Origin of the sequence: Providencia sp. JGM181 (genome assembly GCF_018257375.1) — a bacterium.
Classification (GTDB): Bacteria; Pseudomonadota; Gammaproteobacteria; order Enterobacterales; family Enterobacteriaceae; genus Providencia; species Providencia lanzhouensis.
This window is the reverse complement of the sequence record NZ_JAERJY010000098.1, coordinates 1-13399: the sequence shown is the minus strand read 5'-3', so window position 1 is coordinate 13399 and position 13399 is coordinate 1. Positions and strand designations below refer to the sequence as shown.

Here is a 13399-nt window from a genome sequence, read left to right as displayed (position 1 = left end):
GTGGTCGTACTGTAGGTGCGGGTGTTGTTGCAAAAATCATTGCATAATACCGCTCTTTCTGAATAAGAAAGAACCACTTTAGTAAAAAGGGCATCGACTGATGCCCTTTTTATACTCAAGTTTTTAAAATGTTAGCGTTTAAACCTAAGAACCTATCTCATCAATCGTTTTCATAATTATTGGTGAGATAGGCTCTGAAACAACGATTTACTAACTGTATTGAGAGCCCGATGCAGTTATATGAGATTTATTAAGGTTTTGCTCAGAAGTTATGGTATATTTTACCGCTGCCACGAAAAGAAATTTATTTTCGAAATAGGGTGGTGATTAAATTTACTGGGTATGCTGGCATATTCTATTGGTGTGCTCTGATTGCCATACTGCAAAGGTAAGGCAAGCGAGCTTTATACATACTTCATGGTAACAGGTTGAATTATGAGTGCGAATAGCGAAGCTCAAGGAAGTGGACGCAGTGCAGACATCTTCAAATGGGTAGTTGTCTGTGCCTTATTATTAGTTGCTATCGTAGGCAACTATTACTTCCGTCAATATAATCTCGCACTGCGTGCTTTTGCAGTTGTGGCTGTAGTAGCTATTGCTGGTGCTGTTGCTTTGTGGACCACAAAAGGTAAAGCAACTCTGGCGTTTGCGCGCGAAGCTCGCATCGAGGTGAAGAAAGTCATTTGGCCTACTCGCCAGGAAGCATTACAAACGACTTTGATTGTTGCTGCTGTAACGGCTGTAATGTCACTAATCCTGTGGGGATTAGATGGTATCCTAGTGCGTTTAGTTTCATTTATTACAAGCCTGAGGTTATTCTAAATGTCAGATTTACCTAAAAAACGCTGGTATGTCATTCAGGCATTCTCTGGTTTTGAAGGTCGCGTAGCACAGTCTCTGCGTGAACATATCAAATTACATAATATGGAAGAGTTGTTTGGCGATGTTATGGTTCCAACTGAAGAAGTTGTTGAGATCCGTAGCGGTCAGCGCCGTAAAAGTGAGCGCAAATTCTTCCCTGGTTACGTATTAGTTCAAATGGTCATGAATGATGACTCTTGGCACTTAGTACGCAGTGTTCCGCGTGTAATGGGCTTTATCGGTGGGACTTCAGATCGTCCAGCACCAATTAGTGATAAAGAAGTTGATGCGATTATGAATCGCTTACAACAAGTTGGTGATAAGCCACGTCCTAAAACGCTATTTGAACCAGGTGAAATGGTTCGTGTTAGTGAAGGTCCATTCGCTGATTTCAACGGTGTTGTTGAAGAAATCGACTATGAAAAGAGCCGCTTAAAAGTCTCTGTTTCTATTTTTGGTCGTGCAACTCCAGTTGAGTTAGACTTCGGACAGGTAGAAAAAGCCTAACAATTCCGAATAGCAGACTTGCAAAAGGCGCGAAATTTTCATACAATTTCGCGCCTTTTGTTTTTTATGCTTGGCATCATACTGTGCAAACGGTATTTTGCGGGGCGTTAATGTAACGGGGAGCCTTAATCCATTAAGGCGTTATTACCCAATTTGAGGAAATATTCATGGCTAAGAAAGTACAAGCCTACGTTAAGCTGCAAGTAGCAGCTGGTATGGCAAACCCAAGTCCACCGGTTGGTCCAGCACTGGGTCAGCAAGGTGTGAACATCATGGAATTCTGTAAAGCGTTCAACGCAAAAACAGACAGCCTGGAAAAAGGTTTACCAATTCCTGTTGTTATTACTGTTTATGCAGACCGTTCATTCACTTTCGTAACTAAAACTCCACCGGCAGCAGTTCTGCTGAAAAAAGCGGCTGGCGTTAAGTCTGGTTCTGGTAAGCCGAACAAAGACAAAGTTGGTAAAGTGACTTCTGCACAGGTTCGCGAAATCGCAGAAACTAAAGCTGCGGATATGACTGGTGCTGACGTTGACGCGATGATGCGTTCAATCGCTGGTACTGCTCGTTCCATGGGCCTGGTAGTGGAGGACTAATAGAATGGCTAAACTGACTAAGCGCATGCGCAATATCCGTGAGAAAGTTGATGTAACTAAACAGTATGACATCAATGAAGCCGTTGCTCTGCTGAAAGAATTAGCGACTGCTAAATTCGTTGAAAGCGTTGACGTAGCTATCAATCTTGGTATCGATGCTCGTAAATCTGACCAGAACGTTCGCGGTGCAACTGTACTGCCACACGGTACTGGCCGTTCAGTTCGTGTTGCTGTGTTCGCACAAGGCGCAAACGCTGAAGCTGCTAAAGCTGCTGGCGCTGAACTGGTTGGTATGGAAGATCTGGCTGATAAAATCAAAGCTGGTGAAATGAACTTTGACGTTGTTATTGCTTCTCCAGATGCAATGCGCGTTGTTGGCCAATTAGGTCAAGTTCTGGGCCCACGTGGTCTGATGCCAAACCCGAAAGTTGGTACTGTAACTCCTAACGTTGCTGAAGCAGTTAATAACGCTAAAGCTGGTCAGGTTCGTTACCGTAACGACAAAAACGGAATCATCCATACCACTATCGGTAAAGCTGATTTCGACGCTGACAAACTGAAAGAAAACTTAGAAGCACTGCTGATCGCGCTGAAAAAAGCAAAACCAGCTTCTGCTAAAGGTGTTTTCATCAAGAAAATCAGCCTGTCCACTACCATGGGCGCAGGTGTTGCTATCGACCAATCTGGTCTGTCAGCAGCAGTTTAATTCCGTTAGCATTTGCTAATCGGCAATTAGGCTTTACCTTTGCGTCAAATTTGTATAAAATTTGACGCCTCGAGTTTGTTGGGTATAGAAATATGCTCAGCAAACCACAAATTTCGGTATGGAGTCTGGCCTTTCCAGACCCCGTCCAAGACCGCAGGTGTAGTTTATTAGTTACTAGTAGCTACTTAATTTACCTGCGTAGACGGTGACAGAGATACCTAGAATTTAATTCTGGATTTCTATTCTGCTCACCGTGTTTTAGCGCTCTTACATAATGTTGTGTTTGAGTGATGTGAGTCCCGGGTTTTCCCGGTTAATCCAGGAGCAAGAAGCTAATGGCACTAAATCTTCAAGACAAACAAGCGATTGTTGCTGAAGTCAGCGAAGTAGCCAAAGGCGCGCTTTCTGCAGTTGTTGCTGATTCACGCGGCGTAACTGTAGCAAAAATGACTGAACTGCGTAAAGCAGGTCGCGAAGCTGGCGTTTATATCCGTGTTGTTCGTAACACACTGATTCGCCGTGCTGTTGAAGGTACAGCTTATGATGTACTGAAAGACGCGTTTGTTGGTCCAACCTTAATTGCTTTCTCTAACGAACATCCGGGCGCTGGCGCTCGTCTGTTCAAAGAGTTCGCGAAAGCGAATCCAGCATTTGAGATTAAAGCTGCGGCCTTTGAAGGTGAGTTAATCCAAGCGAAAGATATCGATCGTCTGGCAACTCTCCCAACTTACGATGAAGCAATCGCACGCCTGATGGCAACCATGAAAGAAGCCGCTGCCGGCAAATTGGTTCGTACTCTGGCTGCTCTGCGCGATCAGAAAGAAGCTGCATAAGCCCTTTCCTTCGTTGCTTTTTAACGTATAAACTATTTCTGAATTTTAGGAACACTTGTTATGTCTATCACTAAAGACCAAATCCTTGATGCAGTTGCAGAAATGTCTGTAATGGACGTTGTTGAACTGATTACTATGATGGAAGAAAAATTCGGCGTTTCTGCTGCTGCAGCTGTTGCTGTTGCTGCGGGTCCAGCTGAAGCTGCTGAAGAAAAAACTGAATTCGACGTTGTTCTGGCATCTGTTGGTGCGAACAAAGTTGCAGTTATCAAAGCAGTTCGTGGCGCAACCGGTCTTGGCCTGAAAGAAGCTAAAGATATGGTAGAATCAGCTCCAGCAGTTATCAAAGAAGCTGCAAGCAAAGACGAAGCTGAAACTCTGAAAAAATCTCTTGAAGAAGCAGGCGCTTCTGTTGAACTTAAATAAGTTCAATTTCAAGAACGCAGCTTAAGTAATTAGGCTGATGGCTGGTGATTTTTTAATCACCAGCCTTTTTGCGCTGTAAAGCGTGATGGGTGTTAACAGCTTTTCACGCAGTTTTAATGTTAACAAACAACCCTCCAATACTTCTTTCTATTTGACGACTTAATATACTGTGTTCTGCGCTACGACCCGCTCGGGTAGCTCGGTAGCAACTGCAACGCAATGAAATGATTTAAGAGTAATAGAAATGGGTATTCAGGAAAGTATTCATTTTCCATTTCTTCAAAAAACGCGTTCCTGTTCTGCCCTTAATCCAAAGGCGAACGATTTGGGTCACTGATCAACGAGCTGAGGAAACCTATGGTTTACTCCTATACCGAGAAAAAACGTATTCGTAAGGATTTTGGTAAACGTCCACAAGTTTTGGATATACCTTATCTCCTTTCCATCCAACTTGACTCGTTCCAGAAGTTTATCGAGCAAGATCCTGATGGCCAGAATGGTCTGGAAGCTGCTTTCCGTTCCGTATTCCCAATTCAGAGCTACAGCGGTAATGCTGAGCTGCAATATGTCAGCTATCGTTTAGGTGAGCCTGTTTTTGACGTTAAAGAATGTCAAATTCGCGGCGTGACCTATTCTGCACCACTGCGTGTAAAACTGCGCCTGATCGTGTATGAGCGAGAAGCTCCAGAAGGCACCGTTAAAGACATCAAAGAACAAGAAGTCTACATGGGTGAAATTCCACTCATGACTGAAAACGGAACTTTTGTTATCAACGGTACTGAGCGTGTTATCGTTTCCCAGTTACACCGTAGTCCTGGTGTATTCTTCGATAGCGATAAAGGTAAAACTCACTCATCAGGTAAAGTGCTGTATAACGCACGTATTATTCCTTACCGTGGTTCATGGCTTGATTTCGAATTCGATCCGAAAGATAACCTGTTTGTACGTATTGACCGTCGCCGTAAATTACCTGCGACCATTATTCTGCGTGCAATGGATTACAACACCGAAGAAATCTTAAATCTGTTCTTCGACAAAACTGTATTCCAAATCCGCGATAACAAACTGATGATGACGCTGGTTCCTGAGCGTCTGCGTGGTGAAACTGCTTCTTTCGATATCGAAGCAAACGGCAAAGTGTATGTTGAAAAAGGCCGTCGTATCACTGCTCGTCATATTCGTCAGTTAGAAAAAGAAGAAGTTAGCAACATCGAAGTTCCTGTTGAATACATCGCAGGTAAAGTTGTTGCAAGAGATTACATCGATGAGAGCACCGGTGAGCTGATTTGTGCAGCGAACATGGAACTGTCATTAGATATGTTGGCACGTCTGAGCCAGTCTGGTCACAAAACAATCGAAACATTGTTCACCAACGACTTAGACCACGGTGCTTATATCTCTGAAACCGTTCGCGTCGACCCAACTAACGATCGCTTAAGTGCACTGGTAGAAATCTACCGTATGATGCGCCCTGGTGAGCCACCAACACGCGAAGCTGCAGAAAACCTGTTCGATAACCTGTTCTTCTCTGAAGACCGTTACGACTTGTCTGCTGTAGGTCGCATGAAGTTCAACCGTTCACTGAACCGCGATGAAATCGAAGGTTCTGGTATCCTGAGTGAAGAAGACATCATTGATGTTATGCGTAAACTCATCGATATCCGTAACGGTAAAGGCGAAGTCGATGATATCGACCACTTAGGTAACCGTCGTATTCGTTCCGTTGGCGAAATGGCTGAGAACCAATTCCGTGTAGGTCTGGTTCGTGTTGAGCGTGCAGTGAAAGAACGTCTTTCTCTGGGCGACCTCGATGCATTAATGCCTCAGGATATGATCAACGCTAAGCCAATTTCAGCAGCAGTTAAAGAGTTCTTTGGTTCCAGCCAGCTGTCTCAATTTATGGACCAGAACAACCCACTGTCTGAAATTACGCACAAACGTCGTATCTCTGCATTAGGCCCTGGTGGTCTGACTCGTGAACGCGCAGGCTTCGAAGTACGTGACGTACACCCAACTCACTATGGTCGTGTTTGTCCAATCGAAACCCCTGAAGGTCCGAACATCGGTCTGATCAACTCATTATCTGTTTATGCACAGACCAATGAGTACGGTTTCTTAGAAACTCCATACCGTTTAGTCCGTGATGGCATCGTAACTGATGAAATCCATTACCTGTCTGCAATCGAAGAAGGTAACTTCATCATTGCTCAGGCAAACACCGTATTAAGCGACGATGGCCGTTTCATCGAAGAATTAGTTACTTGCCGTAACAAAGGCGAGTCAAGCTTATTCAGCCGTGAACAAGTTGAATATATGGACGTTTCGACTCAACAGGTTGTTTCTGTTGGTGCGTCACTGATCCCATTCCTTGAACACGATGACGCCAACCGTGCATTGATGGGTGCGAACATGCAACGTCAAGCGGTTCCTACTTTACGTGCTGACAAACCATTAGTTGGTACAGGTATGGAACGTGCAGTAGCGGTTGACTCCGGTGTTACTGCTGTTGCAAGACGTGGTGGTTCAGTTCAATACGTTGATGCTTCTCGTATCGTTATCAAAGTTAACGAAGATGAGATGTATCCGGGCGAAGCTGGAATCGATATCTATAACCTGACTAAATACACTCGTTCTAACCAGAACACCTGTATTAACCAGATGCCTTGCGTATCTTTAGGTGAACCAGTTGAACGTGGTGATGTGTTAGCGGATGGTCCTTCAACAGACCTCGGCGAATTAGCACTGGGTCAAAACATGCGCGTGGCATTCATGCCATGGAATGGTTATAACTTCGAAGACTCCATCTTAGTTTCTGAGCGTGTTGTTCAAGAAGACCGTTTCACAACTATTCACATTCAGGAACTCTCTTGTGTGTCTCGTGACACCAAATTAGGGCCTGAAGAGATCACTGCGGATATTCCAAACGTTGGTGAAGCAGCACTGTCTAAACTTGATGAATCCGGTATCGTTTATATCGGTGCAGAAGTGAAAGGCGGAGACATTCTGGTTGGTAAAGTCACCCCTAAAGGTGAAACCCAATTAACACCAGAAGAAAAACTGCTGCGTGCTATCTTCGGTGAAAAAGCTTCAGACGTTAAAGACTCTTCTTTACGTATTCCTAACGGTGTATCAGGTACGGTTATCGACGTACAAGTATTTACCCGTGATGGAGTAGAGAAAGACAAACGTGCTCTGGAAATCGAAGAAACTCAGTTACGTGATGCGAAGAAAGACTTAACAGAAGAGCTGCGTATTTTTGAATCCGCACTGTTCTCTCGTATCCGTTCTGTACTGATCAGCGGTGGTATTGAAGCTGATAAACTGGACAAACTGCCTCGTGACCGTTGGTTAGAATTAGCATTAGCTGATGAAGAGAAACAGAACCAGTTAGAGCAATTAGCTGAACAGTACGATGAACTGAAATCTGAGTTCGCTAAGAAACTGGAAGCAAAACGTCGCAAGATCACTCAAGGTGATGACCTTGCACCGGGCGTACTGAAAATTGTTAAGGTTTATCTGGCAGTTAAACGTCAGATCCAACCGGGTGATAAAATGGCGGGTCGCCATGGTAACAAAGGTGTTATCTCAAAAATCAACCCAGTTGAAGACATGCCTTACGATGAAAACGGTAACCCAGTTGACATCGTTCTGAACCCGCTGGGCGTACCATCACGTATGAACATCGGTCAGATTCTGGAAACTCACTTAGGTATGGCTGCGAAAGGTATTGGTGAAAAAATCAATGCTATGCTTAAACAGCAGCAAGAAGTTGCCAAACTGCGTGAATTCATCCAGAAAGCTTACGATTTAGGTGATGATCCGCGTCAGAAAGTTGACTTAAATACTTTCTCTGATGAAGAAGTTATGCGTTTGGCAGAGAACCTGAGAAAAGGTATGCCAATTGCAACACCAGTGTTTGATGGTGCAAAAGAGAAAGAAATTAAAGAACTGCTGAAACTGGGCGGTCTGCCAACTTCAGGTCAGATTACATTGTTCGACGGTCGTACTGGCGAGAAATTTGAGCGTCAAGTCACCGTAGGTTACATGTACATGCTGAAACTGAACCACTTGGTTGACGATAAGATGCACGCCCGTTCAACTGGTTCTTACAGCTTGGTTACTCAGCAACCGCTGGGTGGTAAAGCGCAGTTCGGTGGTCAGCGTTTCGGGGAGATGGAAGTGTGGGCACTGGAAGCATACGGTGCAGCCTATACCCTTCAAGAAATGCTTACAGTTAAATCGGATGACGTTAACGGCCGTACGAAGATGTATAAAAACATCGTCGATGGCAGCCATCAGATGGAACCTGGTATGCCGGAATCTTTCAACGTACTGCTGAAAGAAATCCGCTCACTGGGTATCAACATCGAGCTGGAAGACGAGTAATTCGTTCTGTGCCGGAAGGTTCGCCTTCCGGCCCGTGTAAGCACTGGGATTTGGGGAGAGTGGCTTCGAGCACTCACCTGACAGGTCTAACTCCGACAGGAGCCATTTTGTGAAAGACTTAATTAAGTTTCTGAAAGCGCAAACCAAGACCGAAGAGTTTGATGCGATCAAGATTGCTCTGGCATCACCTGACATGATCCGTTCATGGTCATTCGGTGAAGTTAAAAAGCCAGAAACCATTAACTACCGTACGTTCAAACCTGAGCGTGACGGTCTTTTCTGCGCACGTATTTTCGGGCCAGTAAAAGACTACGAATGCCTGTGCGGTAAGTACAAGCGTTTAAAACACCGTGGTGTGATTTGTGAGAAGTGTGGCGTTGAAGTTACACAAACTAAAGTGCGTCGTGAGCGTATGGGTCATATTGAACTCGCGTCTCCAACTGCGCATATTTGGTTCTTAAAATCACTGCCATCACGTATCGGTTTGCTGCTCGATATGCCACTGCGCGATATCGAACGCGTTCTGTATTTTGAATCTTATGTTGTTGTTGAAGGCGGGATGACCAGCCTTGAGCGCGCACAGATTCTGACAGAAGAGCAATACTTAGATGCGTTGGAAGAGTTCGGTGACGAATTCGACGCGAAAATGGGTGCGGAAGCAATCCAAGGTCTGCTGAAAAACCTCGATCTTGAGAACGAGTGTGAAACGCTGCGTGAAGAGTTAAACGAAACTAACTCAGAAACCAAGCGTAAAAAGCTGACTAAGCGTATCAAACTGTTAGAAGCGTTTATTCAATCTGGTAACAAACCAGAGTGGATGATCCTGAACGTTCTGCCAGTTCTGCCACCTGATCTGCGTCCATTAGTACCACTGGATGGTGGTCGTTTCGCTACATCGGATCTGAACGATCTGTATCGTCGCGTAATCAACCGTAACAACCGTCTGAAACGTCTTCTGGATCTGGCTGCGCCAGACATCATCGTACGTAACGAAAAACGTATGCTGCAAGAAGCGGTTGATGCACTGTTAGATAACGGTCGTCGTGGTCGCGCAATCACTGGTTCTAACAAACGTCCTCTGAAATCTTTGGCAGATATGATCAAAGGTAAACAAGGTCGTTTCCGTCAGAACTTACTTGGTAAGCGTGTTGACTACTCAGGTCGTTCTGTAATCACCGTAGGTCCATACCTGCGTCTGCATCAGTGCGGTCTGCCTAAGAAAATGGCTCTTGAGTTATTCAAACCATTTATCTACGGCAAATTAGAATTACGTGGTCTGGCAACAACCATTAAAGCTGCGAAGAAAATGGTTGAGCGCGAAGAAGCGGTTGTTTGGGATATCTTGGATGAAGTTATCCGCGAACACCCAGTTATGCTGAACCGTGCACCAACACTTCACCGTCTGGGTATCCAAGCGTTCGAACCAATTCTGATCGAAGGTAAAGCTATCCAATTGCACCCACTCGTTTGTGCGGCATATAACGCCGACTTCGATGGTGACCAAATGGCGGTACACGTTCCTCTGACTCTGGAAGCTCAGTTAGAAGCGCGTGCGTTAATGATGTCAACCAACAACATCCTGTCTCCGGCAAGTGGTGAGCCTATCATCGTTCCTTCTCAGGACGTTGTATTGGGTATCTACTACATGACGCGCGACTGCGTAAACGCGAAAGGCGAGGGCATGGTTTTAGCCGGTCCTAAAGAAGCTGAGCGTGTTTACCGTTCTGGCCATGCTTCACTGCATGCCCGCGTTAAAGTTCGTATCACTGAAGAAGTGAAAGACAGCGAAGGTAACATTACGATTAATACTGGTTTAGTTGATACCACTGTTGGCCGTGCAATTTTATGGATGATCGTACCGAAAGGTCTGCCTTACTCGCTGGTTAACCAAGCGTTAGGTAAGAAAGCAATCTCCAAAATGCTGAACACCTGTTACCGCGTACTGGGTCTGAAACCTACTGTTATTTTTGCTGACCAAATCATGTATACCGGTTTTGCCTATGCGGCACGTTCTGGTGCATCGGTTGGTATCGACGATATGGTTATTCCAGAGAAAAAAGCTGGGATCATCGCCGAAGCAGAAGCAGAAGTTGCAGAAATTCAGGAACAGTTCCAGTCTGGTCTGGTTACAGCAGGCGAACGTTACAACAAAGTTATCGATATCTGGGCAGCGGCAAACGAACGTGTTGCTAAAGCGATGATGGAAAACTTGTCTACTGAAGCAGTCATTAACCGTGACGGCGAAGAAGAGCAACAAGTTTCTTTCAACAGTATCTTTATGATGGCCGACTCCGGTGCTCGTGGTTCTGCAGCGCAGATTCGTCAGCTGGCCGGTATGCGTGGTCTGATGGCTAAGCCAGATGGCTCAATCATCGAAACGCCAATCACGGCGAACTTCCGTGAAGGTCTGAACGTTCTCCAGTACTTTATTTCTACCCACGGTGCTCGTAAAGGTCTTGCGGATACCGCATTGAAAACTGCGAACTCCGGTTATCTGACTCGTCGTTTAGTTGACGTTGCTCAGGACTTGGTTGTCACTGAAGATGACTGTGGTACTCACGAAGGTATCCTGATGACTCCGGTTATCGAGGGTGGCGACGTTAAAGAACCACTGCGTGAACGTGTACTTGGACGTGTAACTGCAGAAGATATCCTGATCCCAGGTACTGCAGATATTCTGGTTCCACGTAATACACTGTTACACGAAAAACTGTGTGACCTGTTAGAAGCTAACTCTGTTGACAGCGTGAAAGTACGTTCCGTAGTAAGTTGTGAAACTGACTTCGGTGTGTGTGCTCACTGTTATGGTCGTGACCTTGCTCGTGGTCATATCATCAACAAAGGTGAAGCTATCGGTGTTATCGCGGCACAGTCAATCGGTGAGCCGGGTACACAGCTGACGATGCGTACGTTCCACATCGGTGGTGCGGCATCTCGTGCGGCAGCAGAATCTAGCATCCAAGTTCGTAACACAGGTACGTTGAAACTGTTCAACGCGAAATATGTTACTAACTCAGAAGGCAAGCTGGTAATTACCTCTCGTAATACAGAATTGCGTCTGATCGACGAATTCGGTCGTACTAAAGAGAGCTATAAAGTTCCTTACGGTGCGCACTTAACGAAGGGTGATGGTGCAGCAGTGATCGGCGGTGAAACCGTTGCAAACTGGGATCCACACACCATGCCAGTTGTCAGTGAAGTATCGGGTATCATCAGCTTCTCCGACATGCTTGAAGGTCTGTCAATGACTCGTCAAACTGATGAGTTAACAGGTTTATCTTCAATCGTTGTTATGGATACCGCTGAGCGTACCAGTGCTGGTAAAGACTTACGTCCTGCACTGCGTGTAGTCGATGCGAACGGTAAAGATGTTCTGATCCCTAACACAGACATGCCTGCTCAGTATTTCTTACCGGGTAACGCAATTGTTCAGTTAGATGACGGCATCGCTATCAACGTCGGTGATACTTTAGCGCGTATTCCACAAGAATCCGTAGGTACTAAAGATATCACGGGTGGTCTGCCACGCGTTGCTGACCTGTTCGAAGCTCGTCGTCCGAAAGAGCCTGCGATCCTGGCTGAAATCAGCGGTATTATCTCGTTTGGTAAAGAAACCAAAGGGAAACGCCGTCTGGTTATCACTCCATTAGATGGAAGTGAGCCATACGAAGAGATGATCCCTAAATGGCGTCAGCTTAACGTATTCGAAGGTGAAATCGTTGAACGCGGTGACGTAGTTTCTGATGGTCCAGAGTCTCCACATGATATCCTGCGTCTGCGTGGTGTTCATGCTGTGACTCGTTACATCACGAACGAAGTTCAGGAAGTTTACCGCTTACAAGGCGTTAAGATTAACGATAAACACATCGAGGTTATCGTTCGTCAGATGCTGCGTAAAGTCACCATCGCGGATGCAGGAAGCTCTGAATTCCTCGAAGGTGAGCAAGTTGAGTACTCACGAGTTAAAGTTTCTAACCGTAAACTGGAAACTGAAGGTAAGATTCCAGCTAACTTTGAACGTGATCTGTTGGGTATTACTAAGGCATCTCTGGCAACAGAATCCTTCATCTCAGCGGCATCGTTCCAAGAAACAACTCGCGTACTGACAGAAGCAGCGGTAGCAGGTAAGCGTGATGAACTGCGCGGTCTGAAAGAGAACGTTATTGTTGGACGTCTGATCCCAGCAGGTACCGGTTTCGCGTACCACCAGGATCGTATCCGTCGTCGTCATCTGAGCGAAGCTGTGGAAGCTCCACAAGTTAGCGCAGATGAAGCAACAGCGAACTTAGCTGAACTGTTAAATGCAGGCTTCACCAGCGACAATCAGAACTAATTTCTGATTTGCAAATCGCTTAGTAGAAACCGGTATCGAAAGATACCGGTTTTTTTTTGCCTGCCAACTGCCTGCTATTCATTATTAAGGTAGTTCAGCGGCACAGGAATGCGACGGCTTTCTTGATTAGCCAGCCAATATTCCATATCAAACAACCACCACTGATCAACAATAAGCTCATAAAAGCGTGAATGACCATTTTCTTGAAGTTGCTCAAGGGCAATAGAAGGCAACGCATTTTGAGTCTCATCGAAAAGCGAATTTTGATGAAATTCATGATAAGCATCCTCAGATTCATCAACCGATAGTTCCCGTGCAACCCCCGTGAACTGAGCCCCATCAAAACCGGGCAAACCAAACTCAGGCAAATGATAATTAAACAGTGTTCCGCTCACTTGAGAGTGATGGCGAATATTTTGGGAGTGCTGGCTTTGATGCGCGGAATACCAAAGAAACCGTAGAGGATTGAACAGAATTTTGGGCTCGACGGTGGTTGCCCACGGAATATTTTCGGGGCTGAGTGTAGCAAAAGTGATAAAACGGGTCGTATGCAAAAGAACTAAACTGCGCTGCTTTAAACTCATGGGGTCTCCATTGTACGTATATAAGAAGAAAGCCCGCTTTAGGGACTTTCGTGATTGGTCATCATGTATTGAGTGAGATGGTAATTAAGGTATGTTTTGGGGAGAGCGATAATTAAAAATAGTAAGGTTTGGCATTATTAATGTTTTCATTTCATATAGGGTTATAG

At 45.3% G+C, this 13399-nt stretch carries 9 protein-coding genes; 8 read left to right on the top strand and 1 reads right to left on the bottom strand.

The window, feature by feature from the left end; all coding sequences use genetic code 11:
• Positions 1–435 precede the first annotated feature (435 nt).
• The 8 genes from secE to rpoC all read left to right on the top strand — a co-directional run bounded on the left by secE (position 436) and on the right by rpoC (position 12648).
• Positions 436–822: a preprotein translocase subunit SecE gene (gene secE / locus JK188_RS12470; RefSeq protein ID WP_006657042.1), complete on the top strand. Its 387-nt coding sequence runs from the start codon at positions 436–438 to the stop codon at positions 820–822.
• Positions 823–1368, top strand: a complete 546-nt coding sequence (gene nusG, locus JK188_RS12465) for a transcription termination/antitermination protein NusG (RefSeq protein ID WP_006657043.1) — start codon at positions 823–825, stop codon at positions 1366–1368. It abuts the gene before it with no gap.
• 167 nt (positions 1369–1535) lie between these two features.
• Positions 1536–1964, top strand: a complete 429-nt coding sequence (gene rplK, locus JK188_RS12460; RefSeq protein WP_006657044.1) for a 50S ribosomal protein L11 — start codon at positions 1536–1538, stop codon at positions 1962–1964.
• Positions 1965–1968: 4 nt separating this feature from the next.
• Positions 1969–2670, top strand: a complete 702-nt coding sequence (gene rplA / locus JK188_RS12455) for a 50S ribosomal protein L1 (protein WP_006657045.1) — start codon at positions 1969–1971, stop codon at positions 2668–2670.
• A 335-nt stretch (positions 2671–3005) separates the two neighbouring features.
• On the top strand, positions 3006–3503 hold the full coding sequence (gene rplJ / locus JK188_RS12450) for a 50S ribosomal protein L10 (RefSeq protein ID WP_006657046.1): 498 nt from the start codon (positions 3006–3008) through the stop codon (positions 3501–3503).
• A 60-nt stretch (positions 3504–3563) separates the two neighbouring features.
• Positions 3564–3929, top strand: coding sequence for a 50S ribosomal protein L7/L12 (gene rplL / locus JK188_RS12445; RefSeq protein WP_006657047.1), 366 nt, complete (start codon positions 3564–3566; stop codon positions 3927–3929).
• A gap of 357 nt (positions 3930–4286) precedes the next feature.
• Positions 4287–8315 carry a DNA-directed RNA polymerase subunit beta gene (rpoB, locus tag JK188_RS12440; RefSeq protein ID WP_036953635.1) on the top strand — a complete coding sequence of 1343 codons (4029 nt, stop codon included), beginning with the start codon at positions 4287–4289 and terminating at the stop codon, positions 8313–8315.
• Positions 8316–8424: 109 nt separating this feature from the next.
• Complete coding sequence (gene rpoC, locus JK188_RS12435; RefSeq protein WP_036953634.1) at positions 8425–12648, top strand: DNA-directed RNA polymerase subunit beta'; 4224 nt, start codon at positions 8425–8427, stop codon at positions 12646–12648.
• Between the two features lie 74 nt (positions 12649–12722).
• Here the strand turns inward: rpoC and JK188_RS12430 are convergent, their stop codons facing one another.
• Positions 12723–13232, bottom strand: coding sequence for a pyridoxamine 5'-phosphate oxidase family protein (locus tag JK188_RS12430; RefSeq protein WP_211888003.1), 510 nt, complete (start codon positions 13230–13232; stop codon positions 12723–12725).
• Between the last annotated feature and the right edge of the window lie 167 nt (positions 13233–13399).